Origin of the sequence: Nocardioides sp. Root190, from assembly GCF_001428565.1 — a bacterium.
Lineage (GTDB): Bacteria > Actinomycetota > Actinomycetes > Propionibacteriales > Nocardioidaceae > Nocardioides.
In genome coordinates, this window is sequence record NZ_LMIA01000009.1 from 584,694 (window position 1) to 608,040 (window position 23,347).

Consider the following 23,347-nt stretch of genomic DNA (forward strand, 5'->3'; position numbering starts at 1 on the left):
CCGGTGATCGCTGGCAGTCTGTGGCCGCTCGTCGTGGCGGCCGTGCTCGTTGTTCTTGCCGGACTCTTCGCAGCTGCCGACGCGGCGATCGCCGGTTTCTCCCGGGCGCGCGCCCAGGAGCTCCTGCAGGAGGGCCGCGGCGGCGCCCGGCGCCTCGTCGCCGTCCTCGAGGACGCACCGCGCCACCTCAACACCGCCCTGCTGCTGCAGCTGTTCTGCGAGATCGCCGCGATCGTCATGGTCACGCTGCACATCGACGACCGGGTCGACGCGTCCTGGTGGGCGCGAGCAGGTCTCGCGCTCGGCGTGATGCTGGTCGTGTCCTTCGTCGTGATCGGGGTCGCGCCGCGCACCATCGGGCGTCAGCACGCCGAGACCATCGCGATCTGGTCGGCCTGGCCGCTGTCGGCGCTCACCACGGTGCTGGGCCCGATCCCGCGGCTGCTGATCCTGGTCGGCAACGCGATCACCCCCGGCAAGGGATTCCGTGAGGGCCCGTTCTCCACGGAGACCGAGCTGCGCGAGATGGTCGACATCGCCGAGGCCTCCGAGCTGATCGAGGCCGAGGAGCGGCGGATGATCCACTCGGTCTTCGAGTTCGGTGACACCACGGTGCGCGAGGTGATGGTCCCGCGCGGCGACGTCGTCTACATCGAGGCCCACAAGAACCTCCGCCAGACGATGTCGCTGTTCCTGCGCTCCGGCTACTCCAGAGTGCCGGTCATCGGCGAGAACCTCGACGACGTCCGCGGCTTCGCCTACCTCAAGGACGTCGTGCGCCGTGACTTCGAGGCGCCGGACGTCGAGCTGACCCAGCGTGTCGAGGAGATCATGCGCCCGGTGCACTGGGTGCCGGAGTCCAAGCCGGTCGACGACCTGCTCCGCGAGATGCAGGCCCGACGCCAGCACATCGCGGTCGTCGTGGACGAGTACGGCGGCACTGCCGGCCTGATCACGATCGAGGACCTGCTCGAGGAGATCGTCGGTGAGATCACCGACGAGTTCGACGAGGACGAGGTCGAGGTCGAGCAGATCGGGGGCGTCGGCGACGGCATGGTGCGGGTCTCCTCGCGCTACCCGGTCGACGACCTCGACGAGATATTCGGTTTCACCATCGAGGAGGAGGACGTCGACTCGGTCGGCGGCCTGCTCGCCAAGCACCTCGGCCGGGTCCCGATCGCGGGATCCGTCGTGGAGGCCCACGGATTGCGGTTCGAGGCCGAGCAGGCAGCCGGGCGCCGCAACAAGATCGAGACGGTCCTGATCTCGCGGGTCGCCGACGGCGACGTCCTCAGCCAGTCCTGATCGCCCAGGGGTCCTCGCGCTGCCACACGGTGGGCAGGTGCAGGCCGACGCCCTGCTGTGCGGCGAGCTCGGTGAACACCCGCATCGTGACGTCGAGGTCGTCGCCGAGGTAGGGCAGCGCCCGCAGGGGCAGGTCGAGCGGGCGGAAGAAGTCGTCCCAGTGCAGCAGCACGACCTCCTGTGCCCCGACCGCCGTGACGGTCTCGGCCCAGTAGGTCCGGATGTAGTCCTCGTCCTGGACGCCGAGCTGCCCCACGCCGAGGTAGGCGACCCCGGCCCGTCGCCCGTGGAGCGAGCCCGGCACGAAGCCGGCGCTGCCCTGCACGAGTGCGGTGCGGCCGCTGTCGTGGGCGAGGAGGATCGACCACGCCTCGCCACACCGGTAGGCCGTCGTACGAACCGGGGGGACGAGGGGCTCGGTGATCTCGCCCGGATACCTGTCCGGCGGGCAGTGCTCGGACTCGATCCACGTCAGGTGGAAGGCACCGAACGACACGGTCTCGCCGGGAGTCACCACCCGGATCCGGTCCTCGGGAAGGTCTGCGCCGCGTCCCACGTTGGCGGTCGACTCGCCGCCGGCGAGGACGGCGCCCGTCCGCTCCGCGACGACGGCCGAGTCCATCGCGTGGTCGAAGTGGGTGTGCACCGGTGCCACCAGGGCCAGCCGGCCGATGGCGGCGCGCGCGAGCACTGCGTCGATGCGTGCGTGGTCCGGGGCGATCCGTCCGAGAGCGACTCGCGGCAGGGACGGACGTGAGAAGAACCCGTCCGTCAGCACCGCCGTCTCTCCGTCGTCGAGCAGCAGGCTCGAGACGCCGAGGAAGGTGGCGCCGAAGGTGTCCGTGGACGCCGGGACGTCGAACCTGTCGGCGTACCTGCCGATGTCCGGACGCCCGAGCTTGAGGCGCACTGCCGTTGCCCTCAGGCGCCGGGGACGATCCGCATGTCGCGCACGGCGCCTCCGTCGAGAGCCGCGAGCGCTTCCTGGTAGGCCGCCGAGTCGTGGGCCGCAACCGCTGCGTCGACGCTCTCGAACTCGATGAGGACGCTGCGCTGCTCGAGCCCGGCCTCGTACACCTTCGCGGGCAGGCCGCGCGCCAGGAAGCGCCCACCCGCCGCGATCAGGGCCGGTCCGGCGAGCGTCGCGTACGCCACCAGCTTCTCCTCGTCGGTGACCTCGCGGTAGTTGCTGATCCAGTAGGCAGGCATGCCCCCATCCTGCCGGATCCCCGTTCGGTGGTGCCTCGAGGCGCCCCGTTGGTCGAGGAGGCCGCCCGCGGCCGTCTCGAGACCACCCGCCACGGTGCACCCGCTTGCCCGTGGGCCAGTTCCGGCACCGGGTCGCCAGGTCTCGAGACGGCTCCGTTGGTCGAGGAGGCCGCCCGCGGCCGTCTCGAGACCGCCCGCCACGGTGCACCCGCCCGCCCACGTCTGGGGTTCCGGCATCGACTCACCGGGTCTCGAGACGGTCGCTGCGCGACCTCCTCGACCTTCTCGACCTCCGAGGAGATCACCGGTCCCACCGTTGGTCGAGGAGGCCGCCCGCGGCCGTCTCGAGACCGCCCGCCACGGTGCACCCACCCGCCCACGTCCGGGGTTCCGGGACCGAGTCACCGGGTCTCGAGACGGTCGCTGCGCGACCTCCTCGACCAACGAGCTACTTGACCTCCGTTGGTCGAGGAGGCCGCCCGCGGCCGTCTCGAGACCTCTGGCCACGGTGCACCCACCTGCCCATGTGTGGGGTTCCGGCATCGACTCACCGGGTCTCGGGACGGTCGCTGCGCGACCTCCTCGACCACCGGGCTTCCGCCTGCCGGTGGTTGTGTCGGTAAGCCGTGATCCAATATGGGTATGGATCTCGGGACCGCACCTACCGCACTGATCGGCCGTTACGACGGTTGCTCGGTCGGTGAGCTGTTGACCGAGCTCAGTGCCGAATCCAAGGCCCGTCTGGCCTCCGAGATCCGCGAATGGGTCGCGGTCGTGGCGTGGGCGGACCAGAACGTCGTGGACACTGGTGTTCCGATCGCCGGACCCGGTGCCCCACTGGTCAGCGAGTTCGAGCTGATGGAGCTCATCGCCGTCCTGGGCCGCACCCCTGACGGGGGTCGGATGCACGTCGGTCGGATCATCGAGTGCGCCTGGCGACTCCCGTCGGTCTACGCCGCAGTGATAGCTGGTCGGATCCCGCCGTACAAGGCCCACCGCATCGCCGACCAGACCAGGTCACTGACACCAGACGCGGCAGCGTTCGTGGACCGCCAGCTCGCGGCCGTGGCGAACGTGAGCTGGGCGCAGCTCGACCGACTCATCACCGAAGCGATCCTCCGGTTCGACCCCGAACGCGCCGAGGCCGAGCGGAAGAAGGCGAGTGAGCACCGGTTCTGCGAGGTCTCCGACGTCGATGAGCACGGCAACGCGCTCATCACCGCCGTCGTCGACATTGCCGACGGTCACGACTTCAACACCGCCATCGCCCGCGAAGCAGAAGTCCGCGGCCGCCTCGGCGACGAAGGATCCCTCGACGCCCGCCGAGCACAAGCGGTCGGTGCGATCGCGCGACGCGACCTGGCCCTGGATCTCCTGACCACCGACGAGGACACCGGTGAGATCACCGTCCGTTCCGCCGGCCGCAAGGTCGTGATGGACCTCCACATCACCGACACCACCCTCACCGGTGAAAACCCCGTCGGAAGGTGGGGCGACGAACCGGTCACGACCGCACAGATCAAGCAGTGGCTCCGCTCCCGGGAAACCACCTCCATCGTCGTGCGCCCGGTCATCGACCTCGCCGACTGCATCCCCGTGGGCTCCTACGAGATCCCCGACCGCCACAAGCACAGGGTCCGGTCACGACGCCACACCTGCAGCTTCCCGAACTGCACCACGCCGGCTGTGAAGTGCGACATCGATCATGAGGTCCCGCACGCCGAGGGCGGACCGACGTGTCCGTGCAATCTCAACCCGCTCTGCCGCAGGCATCACCGTGCCAAGACGTTCAGCGAGTGGCACTACCTGCAGATCGCACCCGGGCACTTCCTCTGGACCAGCCCCCACGGACGCCTCTTCCTCGTCGGCCCCGGCGGCACGAGGGCACTCGACCCACCCCGGGCGATCGACCCCTGAGGTCTCGAGGCTCGGCCGCGCCGCCTCGCACCTCAACCGCCGGGGCCCTTCGCACGCCACCGGCGCGGCCCGGGATAATCAGCGCCATGACCGACGTCTCCGCCGAGGACAAGAAGCTCGTCACCCTCGCCCGCGCCACTCGCGCGCGCATCCAGGCAGCCGAAGGTGCGGCGGTGCGGGACACCGACGGTCGGACCTACGCCGCAGCGACGGTCGAGCTTCCCTCGCTCCAGCTCACCGCCGTCCAGGCCGTCGTCGCGATGGCCGTGGCGTCAGGGTCCACCGGGGTCGACGCGTGCGTCGTGCTCGGTGACGCGCAGGACCTGACCGAGTCCGATGCGGCCGTGTTGGGGGACTTCTCGGGCGGGGCCGGGGTGACGGTCCACCTGGGTGACGCACGAGGTGCGATCGCCACCACCAGCATCATCTGACCCCGGCTGACCCCGGCCCACTCCACTGCCGCTCGGCGCGGCCAGAGAATCGGGGCGCGGTTGTCGCTGCTCCGGAGTATGTTTTTCGCCGTGGCAGATCGAGGCTGGCACCAGCACCAGCGAGCCGTGGAGCGTCTCGCGACGTCGTACTCCCGCATCCCGGTGGGGGAGACGGTTCGACTCGCGAAGCGCACGACCAACCTGTTCCGCGCCCGTGCGGCGCAGTCGGCGCCGGGCCTGGACGTGTCCGGCCTCGACGGCGTGATCGAGGTCGTCCCGGACAGCCCGGACGGTCCGATCGCCGAGGTGCAGGGCATGTGCACCTACGAAGACCTCGTCGACGCGACGCTCCCACACGGCCTCGTCCCGTACGTCGTGCCGCAGCTGCGCACCATCACGCTGGGCGGCGCCGTCACGGGGCTGGGCATCGAGTCGACCAGCTTCCGCTCGGGACTGCCGCACGAGTCGGTGCTGGAGATGGACGTCTTCACCGGTGCCGGCGAGGTCGTGACGACGAGTCCGGGGGACGAGCTCTTCGACGCCTTCCCCAACTCCTACGGCTCGCTCGGCTATACAACCCGGCTGCGGATCAGGCTCGAGCGGGTGCCGGCGTACGCCGCGTTGCGGCACCTGCGCTTCGAGGACGCCGATGCACTGGCCGTCGCGATCGGCGAGATCGCCGACAAGCAGGAGTACGACGGCCAGGCGGTCCACGGGCTCGACGGGGTCTCCTTCGGTCCCGGTGCGCACGTCCTGACGCTTGCGCGGTGGACCGACGAACCCGGGCGCACCTCCGACTACGCCGGACAGGACATCTACTTCCGCTCGCTCCAGACCTGTGACCGCGACCGGCTGACCGCCCACGACTACCTCTGGCGCTGGGACACCGACTGGTTCTGGTGCTCCGGAGCGTTCGGCGCGCAGAACCCCCGCATCAGGCGCCTGTGGCCGCGGCGGCTGCGTCGGTCGGACGTCTACATGCGGCTGCTCCATCTGGACCGTCGCTTCGGCATCGCCGATCGGCTGGACCGCAGGGCAGGGCGCCCGCAGCGCGAGCGCGTGGTGCAGGACGTCGAGGTCCCCGTCGAGCGGCTCGCGGAGTTCCTGGCCTGGTTCGACGAGGAGATCGGGATGCGGCCGGTGTGGATCTGCCCGCTCGTGTCCTCCCGCCCCTGGCCCCTCTACCCCCTCGAGCCCGGCCGTCTCTACGTCAACATCGGCTTCTGGGGCACGGTCCACGTCGGCCCCGACGCGGCCGACGCGCCTCGCAACCGCGCCATCGAGGCGAAGGTCCACGAGCTGGGCGGTCACAAGTCGCTCTACTCCGACGCGTTCTACGACCGCGAGACCTTCGACGCCCTCTACAACACCTCGCATCTCGCCGCAGTGAAGCGGCAGCACGACCCCGACGACCGGCTGACCACTCTCTACGACAAGGCGGTGAAGAGCCGATGAGGCTGACTCCCACTCCCCACCTTCCCGGTATCGCTCCCGTCATCGACTCCCTGTTCCAGGGAGGCCTTCCCGTCTGGTTCCGGGCCTACGACGGCAGCGTGGCCGGACCTCTCGACCAGCCCTACGGCCTGGAGCTCCTCAACGAGCGTGGCCTCTCCTACCTGCTGACCGCACCGGGCGACCTCGGTCTGGCCCGGGCCTACGTGGCCGGCGACCTGGTCCTGCACGGTGTGCCTGCGGGTGACCCCTACGACGCGTTCATGCTGTTGAAGGGGTCCACGGACTTCGGCGTCCCGAAGCCGACCGAGCTCCTCGGCGTGGTCGGTGCGCTCGGGATCGGTCACCTCGTCCCGCCTCCACCGCCTCCGCAGGAGCACCTGCCGGCCTGGCGGCACCGGCTGGAGGGGATGCGTTCGCTCGGCCGCCCCCTGACCCGGTGGGGGAGGCACTCCCAGGAGCGGGACGCGGACGCGATCCAGCACCACTACGACGTGTCGAACTCCTTCTACGAGCACGTCCTCGGACCGTCGATGACCTACACCTGTGCGGTCTTCCCGACCGAGGACACCACCCTCGAGGAGGCGCAGGAGGCCAAGTACGACCTGGTCTGCCGCAAGCTCGGGCTCCGACCCGGGCAGCGCCTGCTCGACATCGGGTGCGGCTGGGGAGGGATGGTCCGGCACGCCGCCCAGCACTACGGCGTCACGGCACTGGGGGTGACCCTCTCGCGGGAGCAGGCCACGTGGGCGACGGACGAGATCAAGCGCCAGCGCCTCGACGACGTCGCCGAGGTCCGCCATGCCGACTATCGCGACGTCGCCGAGGGCGACTTCGACGCGATCAGCTCGATCGGTCTGACCGAGCACATCGGCATCGCCAACTACCCGGCGTACTTCACCTTCGCGCACGACCGGCTGCGGCCCGGTGGGCGGATGCTCAACCACAGCATCACCCGCCACGACAACGAGAACCGTCCGACCGGAGCCTTCATCGACCGCTACGTCTTCCCCGACGGCGAGCTCGCCGGCTCCGGGACGATCGTGACGGCGATGGAGGACGCCGGACTCGAGGTCCAGCACCACGAGAACCTCCGGGTCCACTACGCGAGGACTCTCGCCGGCTGGTCGCGGAACCTCGCCGACAACTGGGAGGCCTGCGTCGCGGAGACCGACGAGGGCACCGCCCGGGTGTGGGGTCTCTACATGGCGGGGTCGCGGATCGCGTTCGACCGCAACGAGATCCAGCTCCACCAGGTCCTCGTTACGAGGACGGACGACGGGGTGAGCGGCTACCCCCTGCGGCACGACTTCTGAGCCGTCGTCCGGGAGCAGGTCCCGGGTCCCGGGACGGTCCTGCATTTCCCCGTTCCGTCCCACTCTTGGTGCGCCTTTGCCACAGTGAGCGCCGGGAGGGGCGCTGTCCGGCGTCCTGCAGGTCGTGGCCGTGAGGGACGAAGACGAGATGAAGAACGCTCGGAAGAGCTGGGTCCTGCGTGCGACGACCTGGAGTGCTGTCATCGTGCTCGCTGGGGGATCCATCTCAGCGTCCGAGCCATTGAAGCGCGCCGCAGCCGAGCTGCCGGCCTGCACGATCGTGGGAACGGCGGGCAACGACGTCCTGGTCGGCACCTCGCGTACCGACGTGATCTGTGGTCGGGGCGGCAACGACCGCATCGATGGCCGCGGAGGCGACGACGTGATCCGTGGTGGTCGCGGCAGCGACGTCCTGGTGGGCGGCGACGGCAACGACCGGATCTACGGCGGCCTCGGCAGGGACCGGATCCTGGGCGGTGCCGGCAATGACTGGCTGCGGGGCCAGGCCGGCGACGACACGGTGGCCGGCGAGGCCGGCGACGACAGCGTGTTCGGCGAGCAGGGCGACGACCTGCTCTCCGGAGGCGCTGGCATGGACCGCCTCGTGGGAGGCCGCGGAAACGACGAGCTCCGCGGGGTCGACAGTGCGGCGCTCCGGGAGGTGCTCGACTGCGGCCTCGGCCGCGACCGCGTCCTGGCCAACGCCAATGACCTGATCCGGTCGTGCGAGTCCCGGTCGATCAAGGCCAACCCGCCCAAGCCCCCGACGCCCCCGAACCCGCCGACACCCGCGTCGGCTCCGGTCGCCGTCGACGACGAGCTCACCGGCACCGAGGACGAGGTGCTCGTCCTCCCGCTGAGCGGCCCGGGAAGTCCTGCTGCCAACGACACCGACGCCGACGGCGACGAGCTGAGGGTCCTCGCTGTGTCCGCCGCCACCGGCGGTGCCGTCGAGATCACCGGCGGCGAGATCAGGTTCACGCCCCAGTCGAACCTCTGCGGCGAGGACCTCGCCGGGTTCACCTACGCCGTCGAGGACACCACCGCGCGGCGCGACAACGGCCTGGTCCGGATCGACCTCACCTGCGTTCCTGACGAGCCCGTGGCCGTCGACGACGACGTCACGCTCACCGAGGACGTGATCGGCGTCCTGCTCGACGTCCTCTCCAACGACACTGACATCGACGGCGACGACCTGGTGCCGGAGGTCGTGACGGCACCGGCGCACGGCACGGTGTCGGACCCCGGTGAGGGCTTCCGCTACACGCCGGAGGCGAACTACTGCAACACCCCGCCGGGCAACGATCCCGATGCCTTCACCTACCGGCTCTCGCCCACGAGCGCCCCGGCCACCGTGACGATCGCTGTCACCTGTGTCGACGACTTCCCGTCTGCTGTCGCTGACTCGTTCCTCCTCAGTGAGGACGATCCCGCGACCGCCCTGAGCGTGCTGGCGAACGACGTTGACGTCGACGGTGGTCCGATCAGCATCGGCGCCCTCACCCAGCCCGCCAACGGGGTGGTCAGCATCACCGGCTCTGGCGCCGGTCTGACCTACACGCCGGCCGCCGACTACTGCAATGTCCCACCCGGTGTCTCGTCCGACACCTTCACCTACACACTCTCCCCGGGTGGGTCCTCCACCACGGTCAGTGTTGCGGTCAGCTGTCTGGCGGACACCGCTGTCGCGGTGGACGACCAGCTCACGGTGGTCGAGGACAGCGCGGCGACGATCGTCGACGTACTGACCAATGACGTCGTCGGAGACGGAGCTGCGCCCGTCGTCATCGCTGCGACGCAGGGGGCGCACGGAACGGTCACCCTGGCCAGCGGGCTCCTCCGCTACACGCCGGACAGCGACTACTGCAATCTCGCCACGGACGTGGACACCTTCGACTACGCGATCACGGGCGGCTCCACGGCGACCGTCAGCGTCGTGGTGACCTGTGTCAACGACGCCCCGCGGGCCGCGGACGTCACCTTCTCCGGCGGCGGCTCCGCCGTCGGCAACACAGTGCTCGTGGTCGACGACCCGTCGGACGGTGCACCGACCGGTGCTGCCGCCCGCAAGACGGTGACCGGCGACCTGTTGGCCGGTGCCGCCGACGTGGAGAGCCCGGGCTCGCTCGTGATCGTCGCGGAGACCGTCACGACGTCCCGGGGCGGCTCGGTCACGCTGCAGGAGGACGGGGACTTCGTCTACCTGCCGCCGGCCAGCTGCAGCGGGGTGCCCGACACCTTCGAGTTCGGCGTCACCGACGGTGCCGCCGTCGGCCACGGCCAGGTGACGATCCAGTTCTCCGGTTGTGTCTGGTACGTCGACAACGACGCCCCGGGCGACAGCGGGACGTCGTCCGCACCATTCGACACGATCGCGCAGGCGGTCGCGGCCGGAGCCTCCGGCGACACCCTGCACGTCGCCCTCGGCGACGGTTCCACGACAGGGCTCGCGACCGGGGTGGCGCTCAAGGCCGGTCAGCGTCTCGTCGGAGCGGCGGTCGACCTCCAGGTCGGTGGCCACGTCCTGGCCTCCGGCGACGCGGGGGAGCGGCCCACGCTGACCCGATCCGGCGGTGACGTGGTCACGCTGGCGACCGGCAACGTGGTCACCGGCCTCACGATCGACCCCGCCGGCACCGGCGGCGGCATCTCCGGCGCGGCGGGCGCGGGCAACGCGACCCTGACCGACGTCCGCATCATCGACACCGCCACTGCGGGCACCGAGCCCGCACTCGAGCTCGACGGCACCACGGGAACCATGTCGATCACCGATCTCCGGGTGGACAACAGCGCCGCCACCGGTGCCACCGGCGGATCGATCGGTGTTCGTCTCGCCGACGCCGGGGCGGTCACCTTCGAGTCCACGGGCACGATCTCGTTGATCACCAACGGTGCCCGCGCCCTCGCGGTCTCCGGCACGGCCCTGGGCGCCAGCACCTTCGACCAGATCACCGTGACGGGGTCCTCCAGCGGAGCGATCGACCTGGCGACGACAACCGGTGCGGTCGTCTTCGACGGGCTCCTGCTCGCTACCGTGGGAGGTTCACGTGCGGCCTTCTCCGTCCAGTCTTCTGACGATGTGCGGGTCCCCGCTTCGTCGACGGCGCTCGTCGCCGCGTCCGGTGGGCCGGCGGTGGACGTCCAGTCCACTCCGACGGCCTCACTCTCCTTCGACACGGTGACGTCGACGACCAGCGCATCGGACGGCGTCAACCTCGACGGCCTGACGACCGGCACCTTCTCGGCCTCCGGCGGCACCCTGAGCGGCGCCAGCACCGTCGCGTTCGACGTCCACGGCGGCAGCGGCGACATCAGCTACGGCGGGAACATCGGCGACGGCAGCGGTGCCTCTCTCGAAGTGAGTGGCCGCAGCGGCGGAACCGTGTTGCTCTCCGGAACGGTCACCGACTCCGCCGACACCGGCGGTGGGATCGCGGTGTTCTCCAACACCGGCGGGAGCACCGTCGTCAACGGATCCTCGACGACCATCGCGTCCGGTCCCTCCACAGCGGTGGGCATGACGAGCAGCGACGGCCATGCCCTGCGCTTCACCGGCGGAGGCCTCGCGGTCACCACGACCAGTGGCAAGGGCGTGGAGGCGCTCGGCAGCGGAACCCTCGTCATCGCCGGCACGTCCAACGTCATCGACAGCGGCACGGGTCGCGCGCTCGCGGTGCAGAACACCGACATCGGAGCAGCCGGCCTCGTCCTGCAGCGCATCAGCAGCGACGGTGCCGGCAACGGCATCCTGCTCGACACCACCGGCTCGGCGGGTTCGCTCCAGGTCACCGGGACGGGTGGCACCTGCACGGCCGCTGACACCAGCGGCTGCAGCGGCGGCGCGATCGCGCACACGGTCGGCGCGGACAACAGTTCGGAGACGCCGACCGGCACCGGCGTCGTGCTGCGCGACACGGCGGCACCGAGCCTGACCCGGATGTGGATCCACGACCACAGCAACTACGCCATCCGTGGCTCGTCCGTCCGCGGTCTCACGCTTGCCCAGAGCGTCGTCAACGGGACCAACGGCGACAACGCCGCGACGCCGTACGACGAGTCGAGCATCCTGCTCACGAACCTCACGGGAGTGGCCTCCGTCACCTCGACGTACGTCAGTGGCGGGCTCGAGGACAACCTGCGGGTCCTGAACGGTGCGGGCTCCCTGGACCGGCTGACCCTCGACCAGGTGACCCTGGCAGCCAGCGCGGCTCGACCCACGAACGACGCCCTCGCGGTCGAGTCGACCGGCGGAGCGAACGTCCTGAAGCTGACCGTCACCAACAGCACCTTCCTGGCCGCGGCCGGGGACCTGCTCCAGTTCAGCCACGGCGGCAGCGGGGCGGGCGACCTGGTGGTGGAGGACAGCACCTTCAGCAACGCTCACCCGGCGATCGCCTCAGGTGGTGGCGGGGTCACCCTCACCCAGACGGGAACGTCCGGCATGACGGGGATGGAGATCACGGGCAACTCCTTCCGCGACGCGGTCGGTCCGGGTGTCCTGATCGCCAAGGATGCCGGCGACAGCCGGCAGGCGGGCCACTTCACGGCCAACACGATCGGTGTCGCCGGGACGGTGAACTCAGGTTCCGCGGAGGGGTCCGGGGTCAAGCTGCAGATGGTCAGCGGCGGCTCGTCCCAATGGAACGTCTCCGGCAACCAGATCCGTGGCTACAACAACATGGGCATCGAGGTGCTCGCCGGCGGCGGCGGGAGTGTGCAGGACGGCACCTTCGACACGACGCTGGTGGGCAATCTCGTGACGGAGCCCGGCACCTCGGCAGCCACCCTCGGCCTGGCCAAGCACGCGATCCTCTACAACGTCGGCACCCAGGCGGGTGCGAGCTTCCTGGTCTGCGCGACGGTGCTGGACAACATCGTCGCCAGCGGTGGTGCGGACTCGGTGCCGAGCACCATCGACGCCGACATCAGGCTGCGGCAACGCTTCGGCACCACGGTCCGGTTGCCCGGGTATGCCGGCGCCGCCAACGACAACAGCGCCGTGCAGGCCTTCGTCGCCGACACCAACCCCACGGGCACGCCGACGGTGCTCGCTGCCAACACGTCTCCCGGCACGGGCGGCGGCTTCCTGGGCGCTGCCTGTCCTGCCCTTCCCCAACTCCCCTGACCCGAACAGGAGTCACCGTGGCTGAACCGTTTCTGGCCGAGATCCGCCTGATGTCCTTCGTCTTCCCTCCGAAGGGGTGGGCAGCGTGCAACGGGCAACTGCTGCCCATCAACCAGAACCAGGCGCTGTTCGCGCTCCTGGGCACCACCTACGGGGGCAACGGGCAGACCAACTTCGCCCTGCCGAACCTCCAGGGCCGAGTCCCGATCCACACCGGGTCCGGTCACACCCTGGGGGAGACGGGCGGCGAGCAGGCGCACACACTGACCCAGGCCGAGATGGCGACGCACACCCACCCGGTCCGCGCCTCGAGCGCAGTCGCGGGAGGAACGACCAGCCCCTCGGGGGGCTATCTCGGTGGCGGCAACAACGTCTACCGGGACAGTGGGAGCACCGTCGCCCTGTCGGGCGAGACGGTCACCTCCGTCGGCGGCGGCCAGGCCCACCCGAACATGCAACCGTTCCTGACCATCGGCTTCTGCATCGCGTTGCAGGGCATCTTCCCGAGTCAGACCTGAGGAGGGCTGAACGATGGCACAACCCTATGTGGGCGAGATTCGCATGTTCGGTGGCAACTTCGCGCCTGCGGGCTGGGAGTTCTGCGCAGGCCAGATGCTACCCATCAGCGAGAACGAGACCCTCTTCAACCTGATCGGCACGTCGTACGGCGGGGACGGTGAGTCGACCTTCGGTCTGCCGGACCTGCGCGGCCGACTCCCACTGCACCAGGGGAGCGGGTTCGTCCTCGCCGAGCAGGGAGGTGTGGAGCACGTCACGCTGTCGACGCAGCAGATCCCGCAGCACACCCACGCGATGCAGGCGGTCAACGGACTTCCCGGCAACCAGGCGAGTCCGGCCGGGAACCTTCCGGCGATGTCGCTCAACGTCGTGCCCTACGTCAACGACACGACCACGGGCGCCTTGGCAGCGTCGGCGATCACCGCGAGCGGCGGCAGCCAGCCGCACACCAACCTCCAGCCGTACCTCTGCGTGAGTTTCATCATCTCGCTGTTCGGCCTCTACCCCTCCCAGACCTGAGGAGCGCACATGTCTGACCCGTTCGTGGCCGAGATCCGGATGTTCGGCTTCAACTTCGCTCCGCGTGGCTGGGCCTTCTGCGATGGCCAGCTCCTACCGATCTCGCAGAACACCGCGCTGTTCGCGCTCCTCGGCACGACCTACGGCGGTGACGGGAAGTCGACCTTCGCGCTGCCGGACCTGCAGGGCTGCGCACCGATGCACCACGGCCAGGGACCGGGTCTGAGCCTGTACGACCTCGGCGAGCTCGGCGGAACGGAGACGGTCACGCTCCTGAACTCCGAGATGCCGTCCCACGCCCACACCCTGGCGGCCCACACGATCGACCTGGCCGACAGCAGCGCACCCTCCGCTAGCGCGACCTTCGGCCCCTCGAGTGGCGGTGCGCTCTACCAGGCCACCTCGAACACCGACCTCGGCCACGGTGCGCTCGCGACTGCCGGAGGCAACGTGCCCCACAACAACATGCAGCCCTACCTGACGCTCAACTTCTGCATCGCCCTCGAGGGTGTTTTCCCCCCGCGGCCCTGAGATGACGCCCACCCTGACCGCCGCCGGGATCGCGCTGCGCCCGGTTCGGCCAGAGGACCGCGAGGACCTCGTGGCCTTGTACGCCGAGGGCCGTTCGGCCGAGCTCGACCAGGTGCCCTGGCGACCCGGACAGCGCGAGACCTTCCTCCGGATGCAGTACGACGCCCGGGAGCACCACTACCTGAGCGTGAACCCCGACGCGTCGTTCGACGTGGTCGAGGTGGACGGGCGCTTCGCCGGCCGACTCAGCGTGGACCGGCGCCCGACGGATCTCCGGGTCGTCGACATCGCGTTGTCCGGCGCGACGTGTGGACGGGGCATCGGAACCATGCTGTTGCGTGAGGTGCTGGACGAGGCCGCGGCCAGCGGGCGAACGGTCAGCATGCACGTGGAGATCCACAACCCGGCCGCGCGACTGTACGAACGGCTCGGCTTCCGTCAGCTCGAGGTCCGCGGGGCCCACCGTCTGCTCGAGTGGCGCGACCTTGAACGCCAAGTTCGAAACGGGCACACCGCCCCGACCAGGAGGATCTGATGTCCGACATCACCCGCCGTACCGCCCTCGGTGCCGGCGCCACGGGAGTGGCCGCAGTCGTCGTGGGGGCCAGCACCCTCGAGCCGGTCCTCGCCGCGCCGCAGGCCCCGGGACCGATCGCCCGGCGCTTCACCTCCAGCGCTGGGCTCTACCGGCGCGGACGCTTCGCCCAACGCCGCGGCCTGTCCTTCTGGGTCACCGGAACCGGCGTCCGGGTGCCGATGAAGCTGATCAAGGTGAGCGACCTGCGGGTCGGCGCGTCCCGCGGCTCCCTGCGCAGTTTCGAGCTGACCTTCCGGGCCACCCGTCAGGGCCCCGAGCAGGGCACCTACTCCGTCAGCCGCAAGCGGTTCTCGGCCACCTCGCTGTTCCTGGTGCCGACCGACGAGCACCGCCGGACCTATCGGGTGGTCGTCAACAACCGATGAGGGCGGAGGCGCCCGCGGCCACTAGTGTTGGCGGGTGAGCACCCGCGCCCAGCAGTACGTCGCCGACGTCGTCGCGCGCGAGCAGGTGACCCCGCACCTGGTGCGGTTGACGGTGGAGGTCCCGGGCTTCGTCTCGACCGGCATCTCGGACGAGTGGATCGGCCTCGTGGTGCCCGGTCAGTTCCAGAGCCGCTACTACACGGTCCGTTCCGTGGAGGGCAGCACGCTGGTGCTCGACGTCGTCGTGCACCCGGTGGGCCTGGTGACCGAATGGGCTTCCGGGGACCCGGTCGGCCAGCAGGTCACGATCACCGAGGCCAAGGGCTCCTTCCTCCCGCCCCCCGACGCCGGCTGGCTGCTCCTGGTCGGCGACCTCACGGCGCTGCCCGCGATGACCCGGATCGCCGCCGAGAACGCCACCACGCTCCCGACCCGGATCGTCGCCGAGGTTCCGCTCGACTCGCGGGTCGAGGACTACTTCCCCGCAGGCGTGGACGTCACCTGGCTCCCGACCGACGGCCCCAGCCGGCTGGCCGAGGTCGTGGAGACGCTCGACTTCCCCGAGGGCCCCGGCTACTTCTGGATGGCGGGGGAGTCCGCGCAGATGCGCGCCATCCGCAAGCACCTGATGCGGGACCGCACGCTTCCCAGCACCCACTACGACGTCATGGGCTACTGGCGCGCCGTCGCGCAACGCCAGCCCCGTGCCGTCGATCCCGGACCGATCTGGCGCGCCGGCAAGGCCGCCGGCAAGTCCGACGAGGAGATCTGGGCCGACTACGACGCAGCACAGGGAGCAGTCAATGACTGAGGCCAACGAGAACGACCCGACCGACCAGCCCGACCCGACCGACCCGACCGACGAGATCGACGAGGACGACGAGGTCGAGGAGGACGAGGACTTCGACGACGACGACTTCGACGAGGACTTCGGGGCGCTGCCGCCGCCGTCCGCGCCGGTGTTCGCCAACGGGCCGATCGCGGAGGGTTTCCGCAGCGGCTTCGCCTGCTTCGTGGGACGCCCCAACGTCGGCAAGTCGACGCTGACCAATGCCATCGTCGGCCAGAAGATCGTGATCACCTCCGACAAGCCGCAGACCACCCGGACCGTGGTGCGCGGCATCGTGCACCGCGCCGACGGCCAGCTGATCCTCGTCGACACCCCGGGTCTGCACCGGCCACGCACGCTGCTCGGTGAGCGGCTCAACGACCTGGTCAAGACGACGTGGGCCGAGGTCGACGTCGTGGCCGTGTGCTTCCCCGCCGACGAGAAGATCGGGCCGGGTGACCGGTTCCTCGTCAACGAGCTGGCCAAGGTCCGTCGTACGACCAAGATCGCGGTCGTGACCAAGACCGACCTGGCCAGTGCCGAGCGGATCGGTGAGCACCTGCTCGACATCGCCGAGCTCGGTCGCGAGACCGGCACCGAGTGGGCCGAGATCGTCCCCGTGTCGTCGGTCGGTGGCGACCAGATCGGCCTGCTGGCCGAGCTCCTCGTCGGACTCATGCCCGAGGGTCCGCCGCTGTACCCGGACGGCGACCTGACCGATGCGCCCGAGGAGATCCTCGCCGCCGAGCTCATCCGCGAGGCAGCCCTCGACGGGGTCCGCGACGAGCTCCCGCACTCGATCGCGGTCGTCGTGGAGGAGATGGGACTGCGCGAGGGGCGCCCCGAGGGGAAGCCGCTCCTCGACATCCACGCCAACCTGTACGTCGAGCGCGACTCCCAGAAGGGGATCATGATCGGCCACAAGGGCGCCCGCCTGCGGCAGGTCGGCACCGTGGCCCGGTTGCAGATCGAGGCCCTCCTCGGCACCCCGGTCTACCTCGACCTGCACGTCAAGATCGCCAAGGACTGGCAGCGCGACCCCCGGCAGCTCCGCAAGCTGGGGTTCTGACCGTCGGCTGACGGACCGAGGAACGAGGTCCGGCAGCGATCTGACGGGCAGATCGAGTAGCGCCGTGACCGAGGAACGAGGTCGCGACGCGCGTATCGAGATCTCGGTGAGGTGATCTCGATACGCCCTCGCCCAGGGGCTCGGGCTACTCGATCGGCGGCGGGGACGGCTGGGCTCGGGCTACTCGATCGGCGGCGGGGACGGCTGGGCTCGGGCTGCTCGATCAGCGGCGGGCACGAGCGGCGGGGACGGCCGGTCAGTCGGGGGACCAGCACCGCCCGAACATCTGGCCCATCTCCCACTGCTCTTTGGTGGGCCACTCATAGCCCCACTCGAAGACCAGCGGGTCCTCGGCGACGTCGGCGGCGGCGTCCTCGCACTGCGAGCGACCTGCGGCCCGGACCTTCTTCTCACCGGGGTAGGCGCCTTCGCGGAAGACCACCACATCGATCGCGCGCCACGAGTGCTTCGCCGTGCACAGCACCCGCTGGAAGTCCTTCGCGTCCGGCGCGGCGGTGCCGCACATCGCATAGCGCTTCCGGCTCTTCGCGCTGGCGAGCGCGCCCTTGAGGGTGGTCGTGAGCTCGGCGAGCTCGGAGGTGCCGGCGAGCAGGACCGCGTCGCAGCGGTACCAGTCGGCGCCGGCGTCGGAGTCCTCGACGGTCGGGGTGAACCAGACCGGGCGGATCATGCTCAGCCGCAGGCTCTCGAGATTGCCGCCGACGTACGTCGTCAGGGCCTGCGGACAGGAGGTGGCGACCTGGGCCTGCACCCGCGCGGAGTCGACGGCCACGAGGTGACCGCCCACCAGTGCGTCGATCGTGCCGACGGCGACCGTCTCACTGGTGTGGGCCTTCGTGCACGGCACGGGAGCGATCTCCGAGGTCGGCGCCACCGCGGTCTCGAAGGGCAGCGGGTAGCACGCGCCGGTCGCCGGACCGGCCGGAGGATCGGCGGCCTTCGTCTGGGTGGCGCCCGGTGCGTCGGCGTCCACCGGCTCGTCCTCGCCGCTGCAGGCGACCAGGCTGGCCGCGAGGCTGGTGCCGAGGACGGTCAGGGCGAGCTTGCGCAGGGGGAAGCGGCGCAGGAGGCGGGGGTTCTCGGGCATCGTGTCGTCGTCTGCTTCGTCGTCGCTTCGTCGTCTACTTGGTCGTCTTCGCCCAGCACACGGAGCGGCGGATGCCGGCGTCCCACTCGGCGCGATGGAAGAACGTGAAGCCGAACTCGAACTCCGAGGGGTAGTTGAGCCACGCCTTGACCGAGTTGGAGCAGAACGAGCGGGTCCGGCTCTCCATCACCCGGTCGCCGGGGTACTCGTCGGTGGGCTGGCCGAGCTTCACGGTGGTGACAGCACGCCAGTCGTGCTTCTGCGAGCACGGGACCTTGGCGCCCTGGGCCACCGACGGGCCGCTGGCACAGCTGAGCCAGGAGTCGTCGGGGCGACCCGACAGCATCCCCTTCGCGGTCTCGGGCAACGGGCGGTAGGTGGGGCTGGCGGCGTTGCCGCCCACGGCGTCGCAGCGGTACCAGCGGGCGCTCTTGCTCCACGCCTTCTCCGAGGGTCGGAACCAGGCCCAGCTGAGGGTGGTGCGCAGGACCAGGCTCTCGTCGGCGCCGACGAACTTCGCGAACTCGGCCGAGCAGGTGCGGTAGGCGAAGTGTCCGAGCTCGGGGTCGTCGTACTCGGCGTCCTCGAACTCGTCGGGGAGCTCAGCGGCGGCGAAGGTCTCCGCGGTGTGCTCCTGCTTGCAGTCGACGGTCTTGGTGGCGTTCGCCGGCATCGCGACGTCGTCGGGCGTCAACGCCCGGCACACGCCGACGGCGGGGACCTCGACCGAGTCGACCTGACCGGGGTCGGCGTTGTCGCCCTGGTCCTCGGAGCTGCACGCGACCAGGAGCGGGCCGAGCAGGACCAGGAGCAGGGAGGCGAGGGCGCGGTGCAGCGTCATCGATGTCCCTTCTCGTGCGGTGGCCCCGGTCGCCGACCGGGCATTCCCCCCACAGGTCATCCGTCGGTCAGCAGTGCCGCGATGGTAGCGCCCAACGCATAGGCCGACTCCAACGCCGGGTCGTCCACTGCGCCGAGGACGCCCACGACGTCGTACCCCTGACGCCAGCCGAGAGCCCCGACGATGGACTGGACCGAGCGCTGGGCTCCCGTGAGGTCGTAGCGACCGTGGAGCCACAGGCCGTAGGGACGGCCCGACGTGGCGCCGGACCCGTCCGCAGGGGCGCCGTCGGGGTCGAGTGCGCCGCCGACCGCGAGGAAGGTGGAGTCGAAGAAGTGCTTGAGCGCACCGCTCATGTAGCCGAAGTTCGCGGAGGTGCCGAGCAGGTAGCCGTCGGCGGCGAGCACCTCCTCGGCGCTCGCCTCCAGCGCAGGGCGCACCACGACCTCGACGGCGGTCTGCGCCTGCACGTCCTCGTCGTGGGCACCCGCGACCACCTGCTCCAGCAGCGTCTCGAGGGATCGGCTGGGGGAGTGGTGGACGACGAGCAGCTGCGGCACCTCGCCAGCCTACGGATCACGGCTGCTAAAGTGGCGCCATCATGACGCGAGCGCTCCTTCTTAGCGGCCGCAGCGAGGTCTCGCCCCAGTTCTGTTAGGGCCCGGACCCCCTCGTTGCGGAGTGAGTCGCGCGCCCGGCGCCCTGTCATCCACCAGCTGAGGAAGTCATGAACAGCAAGCGCGTCACCATCCCCACCCAGCAGCCGAGCGGGATGCCCTTCGGTCGCTACACGGCCTTCGAGCCCGTCACCGTGCCGGACCGCACCTGGCCCGACCAGAAGATCACCCGCGCACCCCGGTGGCTCTCCACCGACCTGCGCGACGGCAACCAGGCGCTCATCGATCCGATGAGCCCCTCGCGCAAGATGAAGATGTTCGAGCTCCTCGTGACGATGGGCTACAAGGAGATCGAGGTCGGCTTCCCGGCCGCGAGCCAGACCGACTTCGACTTCGTGCGCCAGCTCGTCGAGGAGGACCGGATCCCCGACGACGTCCGGATCTCGGTGCTGACCCAGGCCCGCGAGGACCTGATCGAGCGCACGGTCTCCTCGCTCGCCGGCGCGGCGCAGGCCACCGTGCACCTCTACAACGCGACCGCGCCGCTGTTCCAGCGCGTCGTCTTCGGCGTCACCGAGGCCGAGTGCATCGCGATCGCGACGCGCGGCACCGAGTGGGTGATGAAGTACGCCGACCAGCTGCTCGACGGAACGAGCTTCGGCTACCAGTACAGCCCGGAGATCTTCACCCAGACGCCGACCGACTTCGCCATCGAGGTCTGCGAGCGCGTCTCGGACGTGTGGCAGCCGGAGGAGGGTCGCGAGATCATCCTCAACCTGCCGGCCACCGTCGAGATGTCCACCCCGAACACCTACGCCGACCAGATCGAGTACTTCTCGCGCCACCTGAGCCGTCGTGCCCACAGCGCGATCAGCCTGCACCCGCACAACGACCGTGGCACGGCCGTGGCCGCGACCGAGCTGGCGATGATGGCCGGAGCGGACCGGGTCGAGGGCTGCCTGTTCGGCCACGGCGAGCGCACCGGCAACGTCGACCTGGTCACCCTGGCGATGAACCTGTTCAGCCAGGGCATCGACCCGCAGGTCGACCTGTCCGACATCGACGAGATCCGCCGCACGGTGGAGTACTGCACGCAGCTGCCCGTCCACCCCCGGCACCCGTACGCCGGCGACCTCGTCTACACGGCCTTCTCCGGCTCGCACCAGGACGCGATCAAGAAGGGTCTGGAGGACCTCGACAAGATCGCCGCCGAGCAGGGCGTGCCGGTCGGCGAGATCCCGTGGGAGGCGCCGTACCTGCCGATCGACCCGAAGGACGTCGGCCGCACCTACGAAGCCGTGATCCGGGTCAACAGCCAGTCCGGCAAGGGGGGCGTGGCCTACGTCCTCAAGGCCGAGCACAGCCTCGACCTGCCGCGGCGCGCCCAGATCGAGTTCAGCCGGGTCATCCAGCAGCACACCGACGCCCAGGGCGGCGAGGTCACGCCGGAGGCCATCTGGGCGATCTTCCGCAAGGAGTACCTCGACCGCGACGAGCCCTACGACCTGGTCGCCTTCTCCTCGACGACCGACCAGGGCGGGGACGACCGCCAGGAGGTCCAGCTCCGCGTCCGTGGCGAGGACCAGACCTTCACCGGCATGGGCAACGGACCCGTCGCGGCGTTCGTCGACGGGATGCGTCAGGCAGGAGCCGAGATCCGCGTGCTCGACTACGCCGAGCACGCCCTCTCGTCCGGGGGCGATGCGGTGGCGGCGGCCTACGTCGAGTGCGAGATCTCCGGCGAGATCGTGTGGGGCATCGGCATCCACCACAACATCGTCACGGCCTCGCTCCGGGCAGTGGTGTGTGCGGCCAACCGGGCGCGCGCGACCACCATCCCGGCGACACCCATCGCGCCTGTCGGCTGACCTGGGCGACGCCCGCTGATGCCCGTCCTCCACAAGGATCAGCAGCTCTGCGTCTCGCTGGCTGCCCGCCCGAGCAACATCGGCACGCGGTTCCACAACTTCCTGTACGACGAGCTGGGCCTGCCCTTCGTCTACAAGGCGTTCGCACCGCGTGACCTCGGGCAGGCCGTCGCCGGCGTGCGCGGGCTGCCGATCCGTGGAGCATCGGTGTCGATGCCCTTCAAGGAAGCGGTGATCCCGCTTCTCGACGGGCTCGACCGGAGTGCGCGCACGATCGACTCCGTCAACACGATCGTCAACGACGACGGTGTGCTCACCGGCTACAACACCGACGTCCTGGCCGTGGCCACCCTGCTGCGGGACCGGGAGGTCGACCCGTCGTCGAGCGTGCTCCTGCGGGGGAGCGGCGGCATGGCCCGGGCCGTGCTCGCCGCTCTCTCCGAGACCGGGTTCGATGACGTCACCGTGGTCGCGCGCAACCCCGAGGCCGGGCGGGCGCTGGCCAACCGGTACGACGCCTCCTGGCTCCCCGAGGTCGGCGACGTGCGGGCGGCAGTGCTCGTCAACGCCACCCCGTTGGGGATGCGGGGGCCGGACGCCGGGGTGCAGTCCTTCGACGACGCAGCCGTGGCGGCGGCCGCGGTGGTCCTCGACGTGGTGGCGTTTCCTGCCGACACGCCCCTCGTGCGGGCTGCCCACGGTGCGAACAGGCTGGTCATCACGGGTGCAGAGGTGATTGCCTTGCAGGCAGCCGAGCAGTTCCGGCTCTACACCGGGGTCACCGCGACCCCGGAGCAGGTGGAGCGAGCCTCGGCATTCTCACGAGAGGTGGTCTGAGATGGCGCGAGCGGCGCTGGCTTCGGAGCAGGTCGGTCAGTTCTTCGTCGAGAGCCGGCGCGGACGGGACCGCCTCGAGTTCACCGAGTACGGCGCCGGGGAGGCCTGGGTCGTGCTCGTGCCGCCGTTGCTGGTCCCGCGCTCGGTGCACGACCAGACCGCGCGCACCCTCGCGTCGTCGGGTCTGCACGTGCTCGTCCTCGATCCGCTGGGCCACGGACGGTCCGACCGGCCCGCTGATCCGCTGGCCTACTCCGTGACCACGTTCGCCGAGCAGGTCGTCGCGCTCCTCGACCACGTCGGGGCGACCCGTGCCGTGATCGGCGGCAGCTCGATCGGAGCCAACATCGCGCTCGAGGTCGCCGTGACCGCGCCCGAGCGCGTCGCCGGACTGCTTCTCGACGGCCCCGTGCTCGACAACGCCCTCGCCGCGCAGCTCGCCGTCCTCGGGCCGGTGATGTACGCCGCCCGGTTCGTGCCGCTCGCCCTCAGTGCCCTGCGCCTCGCGTCGCGACCCCTGCCGTCCCGGGTGCTGCCGGAGTGGGTGCGCCTGAGCCGCGAGACCCTCGACCAGCGCCCCGGCACCGTCGCCGCTGTCATCCACGGCGTGCTGTTCGGTCGCCTCGCGCCGTCGGCGGAGGAACGCTCCTCGATCAGTGCCCGGACGCTGGTCCTGTCCCGCCCACGCGACCTGTTCCATCCCGTCGGCGACGCGGAGATGGTCGCCGGCGAGATCTCCGGCGCCACGCTCGAGCACGCCGAGGTGCCCCTGGAGTGGCGCCGTCGCCCCGAGCGCATCGACCTGGTGGTCACCAGGTTCGCGCGGGAGTGCTCCCGCACGACGCTGCGCGGACGTCGTACCCGCTCCTCGGGAGCCTGACGGCCCAGCCC

The 23,347-nt window shown here is 70.3% G+C and carries 21 protein-coding genes; 16 read left to right on the top strand and 5 right to left on the bottom strand.

Features of this window, described 5'->3' with window-relative positions:
- Nucleotides 1-3: 3 nt before the first annotated feature.
- Nucleotides 4-1,305 (top strand): hemolysin family protein, encoded by a 1,302-nt coding sequence (locus tag ASE01_RS12610; RefSeq protein WP_235535969.1) that lies wholly within the window; start codon nt 4-6, stop codon nt 1,303-1,305.
- Here the strand turns inward: ASE01_RS12610 and ASE01_RS12615 are convergent.
- Both ASE01_RS12615 and ASE01_RS12620 read right to left on the bottom strand, forming a co-directional pair.
- Nucleotides 1,292-2,215, bottom strand: a complete 924-nt coding sequence (locus ASE01_RS12615) for an MBL fold metallo-hydrolase (RefSeq protein WP_056751908.1) — start codon at nt 2,213-2,215, stop codon at nt 1,292-1,294. The two genes, ASE01_RS12610 and ASE01_RS12615, sit on opposite strands and share 14 nt — an antisense overlap.
- A gap of 11 nt (nt 2,216-2,226) precedes the next feature.
- Nucleotides 2,227-2,514, bottom strand: a complete 288-nt coding sequence (locus tag ASE01_RS12620; RefSeq protein WP_056751911.1) for a DUF1330 domain-containing protein — start codon at nt 2,512-2,514, stop codon at nt 2,227-2,229.
- A gap of 642 nt (nt 2,515-3,156) precedes the next feature.
- On the opposite strand from ASE01_RS12620, the gene ASE01_RS12625 reads away from it, so the two are divergent.
- The 12 genes from ASE01_RS12625 to era all read left to right on the top strand — a co-directional run bounded on the left by ASE01_RS12625 (nt 3,157) and on the right by era (nt 17,185).
- Nucleotides 3,157-4,431, top strand: a complete 1,275-nt coding sequence (locus ASE01_RS12625) for an HNH endonuclease signature motif containing protein (RefSeq protein WP_056751915.1) — start codon at nt 3,157-3,159, stop codon at nt 4,429-4,431.
- Between the two features lie 86 nt (nt 4,432-4,517).
- Nucleotides 4,518-4,862 (top strand): hypothetical protein, encoded by a 345-nt coding sequence (locus tag ASE01_RS12630; RefSeq protein WP_056751921.1) that lies wholly within the window; start codon nt 4,518-4,520, stop codon nt 4,860-4,862.
- A 90-nt stretch (nt 4,863-4,952) separates the two neighbouring features.
- A complete protein-coding gene (locus ASE01_RS12635; protein WP_235535970.1) occupies nt 4,953-6,317 on the top strand; it encodes an FAD-binding oxidoreductase in 1,365 nt (454 codons plus the stop codon).
- Entirely contained in the window at nt 6,314-7,630 is a 1,317-nt protein-coding gene (locus ASE01_RS12640; RefSeq protein WP_056751928.1) for an SAM-dependent methyltransferase, read from the top strand. The genes ASE01_RS12635 and ASE01_RS12640 overlap by 4 nt, the downstream gene beginning before the upstream one ends.
- 148 nt (nt 7,631-7,778) lie before the next feature.
- Nucleotides 7,779-12,755: an Ig-like domain-containing protein gene (locus ASE01_RS12645; protein ID WP_056751931.1), complete on the top strand. Its 4,977-nt coding sequence runs from the start codon at nt 7,779-7,781 to the stop codon at nt 12,753-12,755.
- A gap of 17 nt (nt 12,756-12,772) precedes the next feature.
- The gene (locus ASE01_RS12650; RefSeq protein WP_056751934.1) at nt 12,773-13,273 is read left to right on the top strand and encodes a phage tail protein; all 501 of its coding nucleotides are present in this window, start codon (nt 12,773-12,775) and stop codon (nt 13,271-13,273) included.
- 13 nt (nt 13,274-13,286) lie between these two features.
- The gene (locus ASE01_RS12655; RefSeq protein ID WP_056751937.1) at nt 13,287-13,793 is read left to right on the top strand and encodes a phage tail protein; all 507 of its coding nucleotides are present in this window, start codon (nt 13,287-13,289) and stop codon (nt 13,791-13,793) included.
- A gap of 9 nt (nt 13,794-13,802) precedes the next feature.
- Nucleotides 13,803-14,324 carry a phage tail protein gene (locus ASE01_RS12660; protein WP_056751940.1) on the top strand — a complete coding sequence of 174 codons (522 nt, stop codon included), beginning with the start codon at nt 13,803-13,805 and terminating at the stop codon, nt 14,322-14,324.
- Nucleotide 14,325: 1 nt separating this feature from the next.
- Complete coding sequence (locus ASE01_RS12665; RefSeq protein WP_056751944.1) at nt 14,326-14,859, top strand: GNAT family N-acetyltransferase; 534 nt, start codon at nt 14,326-14,328, stop codon at nt 14,857-14,859.
- A complete protein-coding gene (locus ASE01_RS12670) occupies nt 14,859-15,287 on the top strand; it encodes a DUF6916 family protein (protein WP_056751946.1) in 429 nt (142 codons plus the stop codon). The genes ASE01_RS12665 and ASE01_RS12670 overlap by 1 nt, the downstream gene beginning before the upstream one ends.
- Nucleotides 15,288-15,321: 34 nt before the next feature.
- Complete coding sequence (locus ASE01_RS12675) at nt 15,322-16,098, top strand: siderophore-interacting protein (protein WP_056751948.1); 777 nt, start codon at nt 15,322-15,324, stop codon at nt 16,096-16,098.
- Nucleotides 16,091-17,185 (top strand): GTPase Era, encoded by a 1,095-nt coding sequence (gene era / locus ASE01_RS12680; protein WP_235535971.1) that lies wholly within the window; start codon nt 16,091-16,093, stop codon nt 17,183-17,185. Before ASE01_RS12675 ends, era begins: the two co-directional genes overlap by 8 nt.
- A 256-nt stretch (nt 17,186-17,441) precedes the next feature.
- Here the strand turns inward: era and ASE01_RS12685 are convergent, their stop codons facing one another.
- The 3 genes from ASE01_RS12685 to ASE01_RS12695 are packed head-to-tail and all read right to left on the bottom strand — an operon-like array spanning nt 17,442 to nt 19,694.
- The gene (locus ASE01_RS12685; RefSeq protein ID WP_056751951.1) at nt 17,442-18,293 is read right to left on the bottom strand and encodes a septum formation family protein; all 852 of its coding nucleotides are present in this window, start codon (nt 18,291-18,293) and stop codon (nt 17,442-17,444) included.
- 34 nt (nt 18,294-18,327) lie between these two features.
- Nucleotides 18,328-19,134, bottom strand: coding sequence for a septum formation family protein (locus ASE01_RS12690; protein ID WP_056751954.1), 807 nt, complete (start codon nt 19,132-19,134; stop codon nt 18,328-18,330).
- Between the two features lie 56 nt (nt 19,135-19,190).
- Nucleotides 19,191-19,694: a flavodoxin family protein gene (locus ASE01_RS12695; RefSeq protein WP_056751957.1), complete on the bottom strand. Its 504-nt coding sequence runs from the start codon at nt 19,692-19,694 to the stop codon at nt 19,191-19,193.
- A gap of 167 nt (nt 19,695-19,861) precedes the next feature.
- Between ASE01_RS12695 and leuA the strand changes: the two genes are divergently transcribed.
- Genes leuA through ASE01_RS12710 form a run of 3 tightly spaced genes read left to right on the top strand, consistent with a single transcriptional unit; the run spans nt 19,862 to nt 23,336 of the window.
- Nucleotides 19,862-21,619, top strand: a complete 1,758-nt coding sequence (gene leuA, locus ASE01_RS12700) for a 2-isopropylmalate synthase (RefSeq protein ID WP_056751959.1) — start codon at nt 19,862-19,864, stop codon at nt 21,617-21,619.
- 18 nt (nt 21,620-21,637) lie between these two features.
- Complete coding sequence (locus tag ASE01_RS12705; RefSeq protein WP_056751961.1) at nt 21,638-22,456, top strand: shikimate 5-dehydrogenase; 819 nt, start codon at nt 21,638-21,640, stop codon at nt 22,454-22,456.
- Nucleotide 22,457: 1 nt separating this feature from the next.
- Complete coding sequence (locus tag ASE01_RS12710; protein WP_056751964.1) at nt 22,458-23,336, top strand: alpha/beta fold hydrolase; 879 nt, start codon at nt 22,458-22,460, stop codon at nt 23,334-23,336.
- Nucleotides 23,337-23,347 lie beyond the last annotated feature (11 nt).